16 protein-coding genes are annotated in these 14,140 nt (G+C 63.8%); 4 read left to right on the top strand and 12 right to left on the bottom strand.

Annotated features, from left to right (window positions below):
• Window positions 1–103: 103 nt before the first annotated feature.
• Window positions 104–700, bottom strand: coding sequence for a L,D-transpeptidase family protein (locus tag RFM40_RS26560; protein ID WP_320230364.1), 597 nt, complete (start codon window positions 698–700; stop codon window positions 104–106).
• A gap of 84 nt (window positions 701–784) precedes the next feature.
• On the opposite strand from RFM40_RS26560, the gene RFM40_RS26555 reads away from it, so the two are divergent.
• Complete coding sequence (locus RFM40_RS26555) at window positions 785–1,468, top strand: response regulator transcription factor (RefSeq protein WP_040974579.1); 684 nt, start codon at window positions 785–787, stop codon at window positions 1,466–1,468.
• A 253-nt stretch (window positions 1,469–1,721) separates the two neighbouring features.
• Complete coding sequence (locus RFM40_RS26550) at window positions 1,722–2,177, top strand: Crp/Fnr family transcriptional regulator (RefSeq protein WP_320278581.1); 456 nt, start codon at window positions 1,722–1,724, stop codon at window positions 2,175–2,177.
• A 217-nt stretch (window positions 2,178–2,394) separates the two neighbouring features.
• Here RFM40_RS26550 and xth read toward each other — a convergent pair whose 3' ends face one another.
• The 8 genes from xth to tesB form a co-directional block, all read right to left on the bottom strand.
• Window positions 2,395–3,195, bottom strand: a complete 801-nt coding sequence (xth, locus tag RFM40_RS26545; RefSeq protein WP_320278580.1) for an exodeoxyribonuclease III — start codon at window positions 3,193–3,195, stop codon at window positions 2,395–2,397.
• A 276-nt stretch (window positions 3,196–3,471) separates the two neighbouring features.
• Window positions 3,472–4,140, bottom strand: coding sequence for an outer membrane lipoprotein carrier protein LolA (locus RFM40_RS26540; RefSeq protein WP_320222519.1), 669 nt, complete (start codon window positions 4,138–4,140; stop codon window positions 3,472–3,474).
• Window positions 4,141–4,282: 142 nt separating this feature from the next.
• Complete coding sequence (locus RFM40_RS26535) at window positions 4,283–6,928, bottom strand: DNA translocase FtsK (protein ID WP_320229460.1); 2,646 nt, start codon at window positions 6,926–6,928, stop codon at window positions 4,283–4,285.
• A gap of 210 nt (window positions 6,929–7,138) precedes the next feature.
• A complete protein-coding gene (locus RFM40_RS26530; protein WP_320229459.1) occupies window positions 7,139–7,414 on the bottom strand; it encodes a hypothetical protein in 276 nt (91 codons plus the stop codon).
• Entirely contained in the window at window positions 7,414–7,569 is a 156-nt protein-coding gene (locus RFM40_RS26525; protein WP_320278579.1) for a hypothetical protein, read from the bottom strand. Before RFM40_RS26525 ends, RFM40_RS26530 begins: the two co-directional genes overlap by 1 nt.
• 174 nt (window positions 7,570–7,743) lie before the next feature.
• Window positions 7,744–9,072: an ammonium transporter gene (locus RFM40_RS26520; protein WP_430691733.1), complete on the bottom strand. Its 1,329-nt coding sequence runs from the start codon at window positions 9,070–9,072 to the stop codon at window positions 7,744–7,746.
• Between the two features lie 49 nt (window positions 9,073–9,121).
• Window positions 9,122–9,460: a P-II family nitrogen regulator gene (locus RFM40_RS26515; RefSeq protein WP_059189449.1), complete on the bottom strand. Its 339-nt coding sequence runs from the start codon at window positions 9,458–9,460 to the stop codon at window positions 9,122–9,124.
• 250 nt (window positions 9,461–9,710) lie between these two features.
• Window positions 9,711–10,574 (bottom strand): acyl-CoA thioesterase II, encoded by an 864-nt coding sequence (gene tesB, locus RFM40_RS26510; RefSeq protein ID WP_059189448.1) that lies wholly within the window; start codon window positions 10,572–10,574, stop codon window positions 9,711–9,713.
• 101 nt (window positions 10,575–10,675) lie between these two features.
• Here tesB and RFM40_RS26505 point away from each other — a divergent pair, with 101 nt between their 5' ends.
• Window positions 10,676–11,938 (top strand): ubiquinone biosynthesis hydroxylase, encoded by a 1,263-nt coding sequence (locus tag RFM40_RS26505; protein ID WP_320229458.1) that lies wholly within the window; start codon window positions 10,676–10,678, stop codon window positions 11,936–11,938.
• Between the two features lie 219 nt (window positions 11,939–12,157).
• On the opposite strand, the gene RFM40_RS26500 is transcribed toward RFM40_RS26505, so the two are convergent.
• From RFM40_RS26500 to RFM40_RS26490, 3 genes are all read right to left on the bottom strand, one after another.
• Window positions 12,158–12,688 (bottom strand): hypothetical protein, encoded by a 531-nt coding sequence (locus RFM40_RS26500; protein WP_320278578.1) that lies wholly within the window; start codon window positions 12,686–12,688, stop codon window positions 12,158–12,160.
• Window positions 12,689–12,859: 171 nt separating this feature from the next.
• On the bottom strand, window positions 12,860–13,216 hold the full coding sequence (locus tag RFM40_RS26495; protein ID WP_320229456.1) for a YciI family protein: 357 nt from the start codon (window positions 13,214–13,216) through the stop codon (window positions 12,860–12,862).
• A 2-nt stretch (window positions 13,217–13,218) separates the two neighbouring features.
• Window positions 13,219–13,440: a hypothetical protein gene (locus RFM40_RS26490; RefSeq protein WP_320229455.1), complete on the bottom strand. Its 222-nt coding sequence runs from the start codon at window positions 13,438–13,440 to the stop codon at window positions 13,219–13,221.
• A 259-nt stretch (window positions 13,441–13,699) separates the two neighbouring features.
• On the opposite strand from RFM40_RS26490, the gene RFM40_RS26485 reads away from it, so the two are divergent.
• Window positions 13,700–14,125, top strand: a complete 426-nt coding sequence (locus tag RFM40_RS26485; protein WP_140785513.1) for an OsmC family protein — start codon at window positions 13,700–13,702, stop codon at window positions 14,123–14,125.
• Window positions 14,126–14,140: the final 15 nt, after the last annotated feature.

The following is a 14,140-nucleotide window of genomic DNA, read 5'->3' as shown; positions in this document are numbered from 1 at the left end:
CAGCCCCGTGCGGCCTAACGCTAACGCTGTCACCTATTCCCTGTCTCACAACAGGGGTGCAGTCCACTGCCCTACTGCCCTACTGCCCTACTGCCCTACTGCCCTACCTCACCACTCTCACCACCGTCCGGTCCGACAGCAGCGGCAGCAGCCTTGCCATGGTGCGGGCCGTCACCGCCACGCAGCCCTGCGTTGGCGTGAAGCCGGGACGCGCGAGATGGAAGAAGATCGCGCTGCCGCGGCCGCGCCGGCGCGGCGCGATGTTCCAATCGAGCACCAGGCAGACGTCGTAGAGCCGGTCGGCGCGCCGCATCCGCTCGTGGCTGGCGCCATAGGGAATCTTCACCGGACGGTTGTAGTTGCGGTCGTCCGGCACCTCGCACCAGCCGAGGTCCGGGCCGATCGGCGCCATCGCCAGCCTCGTCCGGCGCCCGCCGGGAAACTGGTCGTTGCGGAAATAGCCCGACAATATCCGCATTGCGGCCAGCGGCGTCGCGCCGTCGCCCTCGCGCTTGTTTGTCGAGATGCCGCCGCGCCCAATCGCGCAGGGAAACACCGTTTTGCCGGCCTGGAGGAAGCCCTGCGCAGGGTTGCCCGGCCTTGCGCGCACAGTCAGGACACGCAGGCCCTTCGGCAAAAATTCACCCGCCTCATTGCGCGCGCGTTTTTTCTTGTATGATTGTGTCACGGAACAAATCACTGTGATCGGCTGTTGCGCCGGTGAGCTTCCGCATAAATGGGGGGAGGTCAACTGAATATTCTTTTTAAAACAACGGATTGATCCATGACATCACGCACCATTCTGATCGTTGACGACGACGACGACTTGCGGGCCACTCTCGTCGAGCAACTGGCCCTTTACGAGGAATTCGACGTCCAGCAGGAATCCACCGCCGCAAAAGGCGTCGCCGCGGCGCGCGGCGGCCTCGTCGATCTGCTGATCATGGATGTCGGGCTGCCCGACATGGACGGCCGCGAGGCGGTAAAGATCCTGCGCAAGGGCGGTTACAAGGCGCCGATCATCATGCTGACCGGCCACGACACCGATTCCGACACGATCCTGGGCCTCGAGGCCGGCGCCAACGATTATGTCACCAAGCCCTTTCGCTTCGCCGTGCTCCTGGCGCGCATCCGTGCGCAGCTTCGCCAGCACGAGCAGAGCGAGGACGCCACCTTCTCGGTCGGCCCCTACACGTTTAAGCCCAGCCAGAAGCTTTTGATCGATCCGCGCGGCGCCAAGGTGCGGCTGACCGAAAAGGAGGCCTCCATCATCAAATATCTCTATCGCGCCGATCAGAAAGTGGTGACCCGCGACGTGCTCTTGGAAGAGGTGTGGGGCTACAATTCCGGCGTCACCACGCATACGCTGGAGACCCATGTCTACCGGCTACGCCAGAAGATCGAGCGCGATCCTTCCAATGCCGAAATTCTTGTGACAGAAAGCGGCGGCTACAAGCTGGTTCCTTAAACATTTCATGATCTAGAGCAATTCCAGGAAAAGTGTGAGACGGTTTTCCGTCCGGAATTGCGTCAAAACGAAGAGATCGAGCGGTCGGGCGGGACCGCTTCGGGTACGATCCTGGTGCTGGAGGGTAATGGATCGGCTCGCTGGACGCATCGGATGGTGCGTGATTGGAAGGTTGGAGCGTTCGCTTGTGCGTCCAGAAGGACGCGACGCTCCAAAGGAGGGACTGGACTGACCGCTCGGGGACACAGCTAGGATGGCGCTGGATGACGAGATCCGCATCCTGTCCGCCGTGAAGCTTTTTCAGGGCTTCACGCAGGAACAGTTGCGTCTGCTCGCCTTCGGCGCGGAAAACACCTTCCTGCAGGCCGATCACAAGCTCTACCGCGAGGATGACGAGGCCGACTCGGCCTATATCGTGGTCAGCGGCCTGATCGCGCTCTACCGCGAGCAGGGCGGCGAGCGCATCCCGATCGGCACGGCCGGCCCGGGCGCAATGCTCAGCGAGCTCGCTTTGATCGCCGACACCAACCGGCTGACCAGCGCCTCGGCGGCGGCCGATTCGGAGGTGATCCGGCTCAGCCGCAAGATGTTCCGCCGCATCCTGGAAGAGTATCCGGAGCTGGCGCTGCAGCTGCATGAGCGCATCCTGGAAGAATTCCAGCAGATGATCGCCCGCATCGAGGAGCTCGCGCCGCGGTTCACGGAGTGAGCGACCTGACGAAACGGCGCAAGAGCGAGTTCGTCATCCTAGGGCGGAGCAAGGAGCGAAGCGACGCGCGTAGACCCTAAGCATGTCTCCCGAAAGTGGGACCGGTTTCGGGACAAAGACATGCCAACAGCCTAAAGCGCACGGAGCGAATCTGAAAGATCGCGACGCGCTTTAGGATGACGACGGAAAGGCAGGCGCCCTCTCCCGTCACCGCGCGTCAATCCAAATCAAACTTCGCGATCACCGGCACATGGTCCGACGGTTTCTCCCAACCGCGCGCCGCCTTGAGAATCTCGTAGCCTTTGAAACTCGCCACCAGATTGGCCGATGACCAGACATGATCGAGCCGGCGGCCACGGTCCGATGCTTCCCAGTCCTTCGCCCGGTAGCTCCACCAGGTGTAGAGTTTTTGCTCGGCGGGCACATTGAGCCGCATCAGGTCGACCCAGCCGCCGGCTCGCCGCATCGCTTCGAAACCTTCGGTCTCGACCGGCGTGTGGCTGACGACGTTGAGCAGCTGCTTGTGCGACCAGACGTCATGCTCCTGCGGCGCGATGTTGAGGTCGCCGACCAGGATCGAGGCATCGTCCTGGCTCGCCGGCACGCCGTTCATTTCGTGGACGAAGTCGAGCTTGTGCCGGAACTTTCTGTTGATCTCGGGATCCGGCTCGTCGCCGCCGGCCGGAACGTAGAAATTGTGCAGCAGGACCGACCCGCCGCCGGCCTGGACCCTGACCGACAGGTGCCGGCTGTCGTCGATCTCGCAAAAACGCCGCTTCTCAACCAGCTCGATCGGGCGGCGGGCCACGGTCGCCACGCCGTGATAGCCTTTCTGTCCGTGGAAAAGGATGTGCTCATAGCCCGCCTTCCGGAAAGCCTTTTCGGGGAAAAGCTCGTCCGGAACCTTGGTTTCCTGCAGGCAGAGCACGTCCGGCGCATGTTCTTTCAGCAGCCGCTCGACGATCGGCATGCGCAAGCGCACGGAGTTGATGTTCCAGGTGGCGATGGTGAAGGGCATGCGGCGGGTCCGGGGACGGCGTAGGTCGCCGAACTACTGCCAGCCGCGCGCCATAAAGACAAGCCGGCGATAATTGCAGAGGTCGGCGCCGCCCCTCATTGCCCTGCCGGGCATTTCTCCCCGTTAACGGGGAGAAAGACGCAGCTGCAACGCCGGCGATTGGCGAAGACGTCGATGAAAGTGTCCCTTCTCCCCGTTCACGGGGAGAAGATGGCGGCAGCCAGATGAGGGGCGGCGCCAACGTATCCCGGAGAAAACTCCGACAGCGGCGAAAGCCTACCGCGTCTTCGTATTGAGTTCTCTGTTCGCCGTATAGTCGATGGCGAAGGTGTCGTCCGGGATGGAGACGCCTTCCTTGACGTTGAAGATCATCACCGTCGTGTCCTTGCCCTGCGCGTCGGTGATCGTCCACTGGCGCAGCTCATAGCTCTTCGGATCGAACATCATGGTGATCCGGGCATTGCCGAACACCGACTTGTCGGAGAGCTGAATGGTGGTGAGGTCGTCCTCCTCCTTGACGGCCTTCACCCGCCCGCCGGAGAGGTCGATCCTGTCATCCAGCAGCAATTTCAGCGGCGTCTTCGACAGCGGATAGAGGTCGGAGGTGTTCAGCTTCTTGTTGAGGATCACCACCGACTTGCCGTCGGAGATCACCCGGAAATTAGACGATCCGTCATAGTTGAAGCGGATCTTGCCGGGGCGTTCGAGGAAGAACTTGCCGCCGGTCTGCTCGCCCTTCGGGCCGAACTGCACAAACTCGCCGCTCATCGATTTGACCGAGGAGAAATGGTCGGCGATCTTTTGCGCCGCCGGCGGGACCGCTGCCTGGGCCTGGGCGAGAAGCTGGAAGCCCGGCACGACATTGATGGCCGCGGCGCCCGCGAGGATCAGGCCAAGGCCGAGCACCTGTCGGCGGGTCGGAGCGAATTCTGTCTGGGTCTTCATGCCGGTCACTTCCTGTGATTCGTGTCGTCGCAGTGTCTGGACCCCCAGTTGGGCCTAAGTTTGGCGGGTCACACGGCGCTTGGTCGCATGAACGCGCCAGAAGGTTCAAAGTTGCCGGCCGGCTCCTTTGGTCGCCGCCGGGCTAAAACTTATCGTCTTCCGTCGGCACCAGTATTTCGCGTTTGCCGGCATGGTTGGCCGGACCGACAATGCCTTCCTTCTCCATCTTCTCGATGATCGAGGCGGCGCGATTGTAGCCGATGCCGAGCCGGCGCTGGATGTAGCTGGTCGAGGCCTTGCCGTCGCGCAGCACCACCGCCACCGCCTGGTCGTAAGGATCGTCGGAATCCTCGAAATTGCCGCCGCCGCCGGAACCGCCCCTGCCCGAGGCGCCGTCCTCGTCGTCTTCCTCGTCGTCCTCGGTGATGGCGTCGAGATATTCGGGCACGCCCTGCAGCTTGAGATGCCCGACGATCCGCTCGACCTCATCGTCCGACACGAACGGACCGTGGACGCGCTGGATGCGCCCGCCGCCGGCCATGTAGAGCATGTCGCCCATGCCGAGCAGCTGCTCGGCGCCCTGCTCGCCAAGGATGGTGCGGCTGTCGATCTTCGACGTCACCTGGAAGGAGATGCGGGTCGGGAAATTGGCTTTGATGGTGCCGGTGATGACGTCGACCGAGGGACGCTGCGTCGCCATGATGACATGGATGCCGGCGGCGCGCGCCATTTGCGCCAGGCGCTGCACCGCGCCCTCGATGTCCTTGCCGGCCACCATCATCAGGTCGGCCATCTCGTCAATGATGACGACGATATAGGGCATCGGCTCGAGGTCGAGATCCTCCGTCTCGTAGATCGCCTCGCCGGTCTGGCGGTCGAAGCCGGTCTGAACCGTGCGCGAGATTTTTTCGCCCTTCTTCTCGGCCTGGCTGACGCGCGCGTTGAACCCGTCGATGTTGCGCACGCCGACCTTGGACATCTTGCGGTAGCGGTCCTCCATCTCGCGCACCGTCCATTTCAGCGCCACCACCGCCTTCTTGGGATCGGTAACGACCGGCGTCAGAAGATGCGGGATGCCGTCATAGACGGAAAGTTCGAGCATCTTCGGATCGATCATGATCAGCCGGCATTCCTGCGGCGTCAGCCGGTAGAGCAGCGACAGGATCATGGTGTTGATGGCGACCGACTTGCCCGAGCCGGTGGTGCCGGCGACCAGCACGTGCGGCATCTTGGCGATGTCGACGATGACCGCTTCGCCATTGATGGTCTTGCCGAGCGCCAGCGCGAGCTTCGCCTTCGTCGTCTCGAAGTCGCGGCTCGCCATGATTTCGCGCAGATACACCGTCTCGCGCTTGGCGTTCGGCAATTCGATGCCGATGGCGTTGCGGCCCGGCACGACGGCGACGCGGCAGGCGATCGCGCTCATCGAGCGGGCGATGTCGTCGGAAAGGCCGATGACGCGCGAGGATTTGATGCCGGGCGCGGGCTCGAGCTCATAGAGTGTTACGACCGGACCCGGGCGGACATGGATGATCTCGCCCTTGACGCCGAAATCCTCGAGCACGCCTTCCAGAAGCCGCGCATTCTGTTCAAGCGCATCTTTCGACAGGCTCGGGTCTTTCGCCACGTTCTTCGGCTCGGACAGGAAATGCAGCGACGGCATCTCGAACGTGCCGGAGCCGATCAGCGAGGTCTGCGCCTCGCGCTGGACGCGCGCGCCTTGCACCGGACGCGGCGCAGGCGCCTCGACGCGGGTCGCTGCGTCGGAGCGGAAGTTGCGCACGTTGGCGCGGCGCTGGACAGGTTCCTCGTCGTCGAAATCGACCTCTTCCTCGTCGTCGAAGACATCGTCGTCGACCGGATCGACCGAGGCGCTGCGGTCGTTGACCATCGCGGCGAAGAATTCCGGCTCGACGCGGGCACGTCCGCCGGGGCTCATCCGGGCCTCGGCGAACTCGGCCGATTCGACCCGCTCGGCGGCGCGCCGCCAGGCGCTCGCCCGCGGTTCCATCTGCGGCTCGAACTCGTCGCGCTCCTGCCTGCGGCGCGCGGCGCGGCGGTGCAGGAAGGCGCGGAACGACAGCCACCAATGGGTGACGGCGCCGAGCGCCAGAATGCCTTCGTCGCCCTCGTCCTCATCCTCGTCGAAGAGCAATTCGTCCTGCTCGCGCGGATCGGGCTCGGTGCCGCGCTCCATGACCGCAAAGCCGTTCTTGCGCGCAATCAGCGCCGAGCCATAGGCGAACAGCCAGAGCGCCGGCGCGGCAAGCACGACGGCGATGATGCTGGCGAAAAGGCCTTTCGGGTAGCCGCCGACGGCGATGCCCGGGATCTTCAGCACCATGTCGCCGAACACGCCGCCGAGACCGGTCGGCAGCGGCCAGGTGTTGGGCGGCGTGACGCAGCCGACGATCGCGGCGGCAAGCAGCGCGAAGCCGAACCAGGCAAGCCCGCGCTTAGGCAACCTGTCGACGCCGCGCGCGGAGAACAGAAGAAAGCCCCAGACCACAGCCGGCACCAGGCCGGCGACGGCGGCAAGGCCGAAGAACTGCATGGCAAGGTCGGAAAACACGGCACCCGCATAGCCCATGGCATTGGTGACGATGTTGTTGGTGGCGTGCGAGAAGCTCGGATCGGCGACGTTCCAGGTGGCCAGGCTGGCGACGCCGAAAGCGGTGAACACGAACAGTCCGGCGCCGACCAGCCGCCCGACCTGGCGCCGCGCGAACGCCTGGATGCCGTGCCCCGTATCGGTCAGCGCGAGCGGTGCTGAAGCGCCTGAACGCATGCCTCTTCCCCGTAAGTCGTTGCCTGGCCGGGCGCTTGGCGCACTCCGGCAGATTCGGACGACAGACTATCGGCGGGAAGGTTAAGGCCGCATTAACCATGGCCTTTTACCAGCGCCGCCCTCCAACAGAAATGGCGAGCCTCGCGGCCCGCCATCTCACCTGTCGAACGACGAAACGATCGGATCCTCTCGGAGCCGATCTCCCGCAAATCACTTGTGACCGGCATACTGCATCAGGCTGGCGCAGAATTCGGCGTGAGGCTTGCTCATTGCCGCGTCCTGGCACTCCTTCATCATCATGTCCTGCTTGTCCTTCGCTGTCGCAGCCCAGGCGGCCTTGAAATCGGCTTCCGACTTCATGGTCTTCATGCCGGAATCGGTGAAAAACGGCGCCATGTTGTCCGGTTCGTCGAGAGCCCCGGCCAATGCAACGCCGCTGATCATGGAAAAAGCGAGTGCCCCGAGGAAGATGTTCTTGATGTTCATCAGGTGGTTCCTTCCCTTTTGTTGTTTAACGAGCGCCAGAACGGCGGCCGCAACCCCCAATACGGAACCGGAAAGCCCGATGTTTCTTCCTGTTTGCGCATCACGCGAACGTGATGGCGCTGAAAAAACGATTCTTCGCTTTCGCCTTTCGACACGTACGATTTTCCAAAAAAAGAGGCCCGGATTGCTCCGGGCCTCAAGGCGTGAGCCCTTTCGAGAGCATCACGACGGGATCTTGGGAGTGATCCAGGAAAACCGCTCGGCGGCTTTCGTTCGAGATATCCCGGGCCGGCGGGAGGAGGGTCCGCCGGCCCGTGGCGCAGGTTGCCTTACGGCACCACTTCGCCGTGCTGGGTAACGTCGAGACCCTCGACCTCTTCCTGGCTGCTCGGACGCAGGCCGACCAGCGCCTTGACGATGAATAGGATCACGAAGGTGGCGATCGCCGTCCACAGGATGGTGAAGACGATGCCGTAGATCTGCGTGCCGACCGAAGCGCCCTTGCCGAGCGCGTTGATCGCCGGATCGGCGAGCGCGCCGGTGAGCAGCGCGCCGACGATGCCGCCGACGCCATGCACGCCGAAGGCATCGAGCGAGTCGTCATAGCCGAACGCGTGCTTGAGCTTGACCGCCGACAGGTAGCAGACGACGCCGGCGATGATGCCGACGATGAAGGCGCCGGTCGGGTTGACGAAGCCGGAAGCAGGCGTCACCGCGACCAGGCCGGCGACGGCGCCGGAGATGATGCCGAGCACCGAAGGCTTCTTGGCGACGATCCATTCGGCGAACATCCAGGCCAGCGCCGCCGCGGCGGTGGCGACCTGCGTGTTCATCATCGCTGCGCCCGCGAGGCCGTCGGCGGCAAGCTCCGAGCCGGCATTGAAGCCGAACCAGCCGACCCACAGCAGCGAGGCGCCGATCACCGAATAGACGAGGTTGTGCGGCGCCATGTTGGTGGTGCCGTAGCCCTCGCGCTTGCCGAGCACCAGCGCGCAGACCAGGCCCGCGACACCGGCGTTGATGTGGACGACCGTGCCGCCGGCGAAGTCGAGCACCCCGGCAGCGCCGAGGAAGCCGCCGCCCCACACCCAATGCGCGATCGGGGCGTAGACGAAGACCAGCCACAGGCCCATGAAGAGGAGCAGCGCCGAGAACTTCATGCGTTCGGCGAAGGCACCGGCGATCAGCGCCGGCGTGATGATGGCGAAGGTCAGCTGGAACATCGAGAAGACGAATTCCGGAATGTTCGCCACGCCCGGCAGCCACAGCGTCGAGGTAGTGATGCCGTGATGGAAGAATTTCGAGAAGCCGCCGAGATAGGCGTTCATGCCGCCGCCGTCGGAGAAGGCCAGCGAATAGCCGAACATGAACCACAGCACCGTCACCAGGCAGGTAATGGCGAAGCTCTGCATGATGGTGGCGAGCACGTTCTTCTTGCGCACCATGCCGCCGTAGAACAGCGCCAGGCCCGGAATGGTCATCATCAGCACCAGCGCCGTCGAGGTCAGCATCCAGGCGGTGTTGCCGGTGTCGAGCGCCGGCGCCGGAGCGGCGGGCGCCGCGGCCGTCGCCGGCGCCGCGGCTTCCTGCGCGAAGGCGGCGACGGTGCTGAGCACTACGAGAGCGAGCGAAGCGGCCGCGCGTCCCGTCGTCTTCAAGGTGGAAGGAATATTCATTGAACTCTCCGTTGGAATAGCTGGTCGCCGCTTAGAGCGCGTCGGTGTCTGTTTCGCCGGTGCGGATGCGCACCGCCTGGTCGATGCCGAAGACGAAGATCTTGCCGTCGCCGATCTGGCCGGTCTTGGCGGCCGCGCTGATCGCTTCGACGGCCTTGTCGACCATGTCGGCACCGACGGCGACTTCGATCTTGATCTTGGGCAGGAAGCTCACCGCGTATTCCGCGCCGCGATAGATTTCCGTATGCCCCTTCTGACGCCCGTAGCCTTTGACTTCGGTGACGGTCAGGCCCTGGATGCCGACGGCGGTGAGCGCTTCGCGCACCTCGTCGAGCTTGAACGGCTTGATGATTGCCATCACGATTTTCATAAGGTTTCACCCTTTGCTGTTGCGGTCGCCCGCGTTTGCACACCTTCGCCGATCCCCCATAAGAGCCGGAGAGTGCCGGACAGGATTCAAGCTCCGTGCCAATTGCCGAAGCAGGGCGTTAACCTGTTGTAAACAAAGGGGATGGGCGATCCTTGCACATTTTTCGTGCGCGAGGGCGTCAGGATGTCCGATTAAGAAATAGGCAAATTTTAGAAAATGCCTGTTTTATAGGCTTTGGCTCGAAGCCGGCTCATCGTTTCAGCCGGATGAGGCCTTCCTGGGCCACCGAGGCGATCAAGGTTCCGTCCCGCGCGAACAGCGACCCGCGGGTGAAACCGCGCGAGCCTTGCGTGGAAGGACTGTCCTGCGTGTAGAGGATCCAGTCGTCCAGCGAATGGCTGCGATGGAACCACATGGCGTGGTCGAGGCTGGCCGCCTGGATGTCGCGGTCGAAAATGGCGCGGCCATGCGCGAAGGTCGAGGTATCGAGCAGCGTCATGTCGGAAAGGTAGGCGAGCACGGCGGCCTGCGTCGCGCGGTCTTCCGGAACCGGGCCGGTGGTGCGGATCCAGATGTTCTGCTCCGGCTCCAGCTTCTCGCGGCTGGTATAGTGCTTCAGCATTACCGGCTTCATCTCGATCGGCCGGTCGCGCTCCCAGTAGCGCTTGATGCCTTCCGGCACAGCCTCGCCGAATTTGCCGAGCAGCTCGCGCTGCGACAAAAGCGTGTCGGGCGCCGGCACGTCGCGCGGCATCGGCAGCTGATGCTCCAGCCCCACCTCGTCCTGCTGGAACGAGGCCTCCAGCGAGAAGATCGCCTGTCCGTGCTGGATCGCCACCACCCGGCGCGTGGTGAAGGAGCCGCCGTCGCGGATGCGGTCGACCTCGTAGACGATCGGCACCTTGGTGTCGCCGGGCCGCATGAAATAGCCGTGCAGCGAATGCACATGGCGCTCGGGCTCGACCGTGCGCTGGGCGGCGACCAGCGCCTGGGCGATCGTCTGGCCGCCGAAGACGCGCTGCCAGTCGAGCTTGGGGCTGCGACCACGATACAGGTTGTGTTCGAGCTGCTCGAGGTCGAGAATGTCGAGTAGCTCGTCCATCGCCGCCGTCATGTTCCGCGTCCTTCAAAGATGTGTCATGGCGGGTTTCGGACAGGACAGGCGGGCAGTCAAGCTGCAACGGCCGCCGCCGGAGGCCGCGAAAGGAAAGTGCCATGGTGGAGCGCAAGGCGGATGCGGCAGACAAAACATCGCTGGATGTGCTGGTGGCGGGCGCCGGCTATGTCGGTCTGGCCGCGGCCGTATCGCTGAAGCAGGCGCGCCCCAGCCTTGCCGTCGCCATCGTCGACGCGGCGCCCGCCGGCGTCTGGCAGAAGGACGGCCGCGCCTCGGCGATTGCCGCGGCGGCCTGCCGCATGCTGGAACAGTTAGGGGTCTGGGGCGAGATCGCGCCGGAAGCGCAGGCGATCACCGAGATGATCATCACCGACTCGCGCGCCGCTGATCCGGTGCGTCCGGTGTTTTTGACCTTCGACGGCGAGGTGGCGCCCGGCGAACCTTTCGCGCATATGGTCGCAAACCGCGATCTGAACGGCGCGCTGCGCCGCCGCGCCGAAAAGCTCGGCATCGACATCATCGAAGGCATGGCCGTTAGCGCCTTCGACACGAACGGCGCCGGCATCACCGTGCATCTGGCCGATGGCGCCGCGCTCAAGGCTCGGCTGCTGATTGCCGCCGACGGCGTTAATTCGAAGCTGCGCGACATGGCCGGCATCAAGACGGTGAAATGGGAATACGGCCAGTCCGGCATCGTCTGCACCGTCGCCCACGAGCGCCCGCATAATGGCCGCGCCGAGGAACATTTTTTGCCCGCCGGCCCCTTCGCCACCTTGCCGCTGAAACCCGACAAGGACGGGACCAATCGCTCGTCGATCGTCTGGGTCGAGCGCACGGAAGATGCGCAAAAACTCGTCGATGGCGACGAGTTCGTCTTCGAGCATGAGCTGGAGCAGCGCTTCAGCTTGAAGCTCGGCGAGATCCGCGTCGCCGATAAGCCGCGCGCCTGGCCGCTCGGCCTCATCCTTGCGCGCGCTTTCGTGGCGCCGCGCATCGCGTTGGCGGGTGACGCCGCCCACGGTATCCATCCGATCGCTGGGCAGGGCCTCAATCTTGGCTTCAAGGATGTGGCGGCGTTGGCCGAAGTACTGGTCGAGGCCGACCGGCTCGGCCGGGACATCGGCGCGCTCGACGTGCTCGAACGCTATCAGCAATGGAGGCGCTTCGACACGCTGCAGATGGGCGTCACCACCGACGTGCTGAACCGGCTGTTTTCCAACGACATCGGCCCGCTGCGCGCCGTGCGCGACGTCGGCCTCGGCCTTGTCGAGCGCATGCCGAAGCTCAAGGACTTCTTCATCCGCCAGGCCTCGGGCCTCTCCGGCGACACGCCAAGGCTATTGAAAGGGGAGGCGATCTAGCACCCAAACAAGGTAGTAGAAAACGACCACAGCAATCAGAATTCCGAGCAAAAAACGCCCGGTTCTGGACTTCTTCAACCAGTCCCCAAATAGCATTTCAAGTAGGTCAGCTATTTGGGCCGCCACATAAGCTACTGCTTCCAATTTGCGCGCCGCGGAACTGTGAAGGACCGGATTGATGTGGGTATAGCTCGCTGTCTTTCAAAGGGGCTGCACCGGTCAATTCACCTCAAACCCCAGCTTCTGCCGCAGCCTCAGCATGCGCTGGTCGGCGATCCGCAGGCGTTGCTCGCCGCCCTGCGCCACGCGGTTCAGCATCCTGAGCAGATCGTCCCGCTCGTGCGGATCAAGGCGCTCGCGCAGGAACGGCGCCAGCTTGTCGATGACGATCGTCGTGTCGTCGACCTGCGAGGCGGCCCATTTGGCGTAGACGACGGCCTCGTCGGTCTTCTTCGGGCTCTGCGCAATCGGCGAGATCGCCTCGCGAAGGGCGGCCTCGCGTTGCGGCAGGATCGGGCCCTGTTCCGAAACGATGGCCGTGATCAGCGTCGCGGCCGCCACGACGGGATCGTCGATCGCCGTCAAGGGCGAAAGTGCTGCCTGCTTGCGCAGCTTCTTGCGGCGGATATTGCCTTGCACGCGCCCGACGACGTCGGCAACCTCGCGCGCGGCGTCGTTCATGGCCTTCATCCGGTACCACCAGATGGCCGCCGCGCCGAGCAGGCCAAGTACAGCGAGCAGGAAAGGCATGCCGAATTCCCCCGAAATCCCGGCAACGATAAGAGAAGAGCAGCATCGCTTCAACACGCGACAGTTGCGGCAGCTAAGAAACTCCTAATGCATGTCGCCCAAAAGTGCTCAGCGGTTTTGGGACAACGACATGCATCAAAACCAAGACTCCGCAACCGCCATACGCCGGCGTCATGATCCCGGCACATTGTAGATCGCCCTGACCTCGACGGTGCCGAGCTCGGCCAGCGGGATGCCGTCGGCGATCGCCAGCGCCTCGTCGAGATCCGCCGCCTCGACCATGACGAAGCCGAGCAGCTGCTCTTTCGTCTCGGCGAACGGGCCGTCGGTGACCAGCCGCCTGCCCTTGCGCCGCCTGAGCGACTTCGACTTTCCCACCGGCTGCAGCGCCTGCGCGATGATCAGCTTGCCTTGTCGGTCGAGTTCCCTGTCATAGGCGAGCGAGTCGGCATCGAGCTTGGCGGATCTTTCCGGCGTGAGCGCGAAGAGGTCTTTTTCCTCGCCATAGACCAGCAGGACATATCTCATTGTCAGTTCCCTTCCTGTGATGAACCATAGGAGCCGACAGCGACGCTGTCAGCCTTGCTTCTGACGGCCGCTGCGTGGTCGAGCAGGAATGCCGCGATCCCGATGATGGCCACGGCCGCCACCAGCCGTCCGAAATCGGATGCCGGCGGATCCAGCCAAAACTCTTCCGGTCGCCATGCCCTTCGGCCGGGGCGCCTCCAAAGTGCGAAAAACAGATTGTCCATCCTGAACCTCCATCGGCCGCAGAACTCGCCCGCAGGACGGTCCAACCGCCGGGAAGTCGACATTTTTGCACGAGCGTTTTTTTCGGGAATTTTGCCCCTGCGCCGCCAAGCCGGCGGGAAGGCGGGTTGAGATTCAGGTCAGGCCGGCCTCACCTGGATCTCAACGCGCCGTAGGATGGTCTTCCGGCGCGCCCGCGCTATAGTTCAGAAGAACGCCGGCGCCTCGCCGGCGCAAACCCCGACAAGCCAGGAGGACTTCATGGACCGCACCGCAAACGCCGTCTGGAAAGGCAATCTCAAAGAAGGCAAGGGCACGCTGGACACCCAGAGCGGCACCTTGAAGGGCACGCCCTATTCCTTCAAGGCTCGCTTCGAGGACGAGAGCGGCAAATCCGGCACCAATCCGGAAGAGCTGATCGCCGCCGCGCATGCCGGCTGCTACGCCATGCAGCTGTCGCATTTCCTGGCCGAGAACGGCACGCCGGCCGCCGAGCTCGACGCCAAGGCGGTGGTCACGCTGGTGCCCGGCACCGGCATCACCGGCAGCGCCATCACCCTGGTCGGCAAGGTGCCGGGCATCGACGCGGCGAAGTTCAAGGAATTGGCCGAGAAGGCCAAGGCCGAATGCCCGGTCTCAAAGGCGCTCGGCGCCATCAAGGTCTCGCTCGACGCGAAGTTGGGTTGATTGGGCGTTCTATTA

It is taken from the genome of Mesorhizobium captivum (assembly GCF_033977165.1).
In the GTDB taxonomy this organism is placed as follows: Bacteria; Pseudomonadota; Alphaproteobacteria; order Rhizobiales; family Rhizobiaceae; genus Mesorhizobium; species Mesorhizobium captivum.
The sequence above is the reverse complement of the archived record's forward strand: the minus strand, read 5'-3'. Positions and strand labels throughout refer to the sequence as shown.

Excerpts from the sequence above, each read along its gene's own strand:
- RFM40_RS26555 (WP_040974579.1), top strand. The coding sequence starts at position 785 with ATGACATCACGCACCATTCTGATCGTTGACGACGACGACGACTTGCGG.
- RFM40_RS26550 (WP_320278581.1), top strand. The coding sequence starts at position 1,722 with ATGGCGCTGGATGACGAGATCCGCATCCTGTCCGCCGTGAAGCTTTTT.
- xth (WP_320278580.1), bottom strand. The coding sequence starts at position 3,195 with ATGCCCTTCACCATCGCCACCTGGAACATCAACTCCGTGCGCTTGCGC.
- RFM40_RS26540 (WP_320222519.1), bottom strand. The coding sequence starts at position 4,140 with ATGAAGACCCAGACAGAATTCGCTCCGACCCGCCGACAGGTGCTCGGC.
- RFM40_RS26535 (WP_320229460.1), bottom strand. The coding sequence starts at position 6,928 with ATGCGTTCAGGCGCTTCAGCACCGCTCGCGCTGACCGATACGGGGCAC.
- RFM40_RS26530 (WP_320229459.1), bottom strand. The coding sequence starts at position 7,414 with ATGAACATCAAGAACATCTTCCTCGGGGCACTCGCTTTTTCCATGATC.
- RFM40_RS26515 (WP_059189449.1), bottom strand. The coding sequence starts at position 9,460 with ATGAAAATCGTGATGGCAATCATCAAGCCGTTCAAGCTCGACGAGGTG.
- tesB (WP_059189448.1), bottom strand. The coding sequence starts at position 10,574 with ATGACGGCGGCGATGGACGAGCTACTCGACATTCTCGACCTCGAGCAG.
- RFM40_RS26505 (WP_320229458.1), top strand. The coding sequence starts at position 10,676 with ATGGTGGAGCGCAAGGCGGATGCGGCAGACAAAACATCGCTGGATGTG.
- RFM40_RS26500 (WP_320278578.1), bottom strand. The coding sequence starts at position 12,688 with ATGCCTTTCCTGCTCGCTGTACTTGGCCTGCTCGGCGCGGCGGCCATC.
- RFM40_RS26495 (WP_320229456.1), bottom strand. The coding sequence starts at position 13,216 with ATGAGATATGTCCTGCTGGTCTATGGCGAGGAAAAAGACCTCTTCGCG.
- RFM40_RS26490 (WP_320229455.1), bottom strand. The coding sequence starts at position 13,440 with ATGGACAATCTGTTTTTCGCACTTTGGAGGCGCCCCGGCCGAAGGGCA.
- RFM40_RS26485 (WP_140785513.1), top strand. The coding sequence starts at position 13,700 with ATGGACCGCACCGCAAACGCCGTCTGGAAAGGCAATCTCAAAGAAGGC.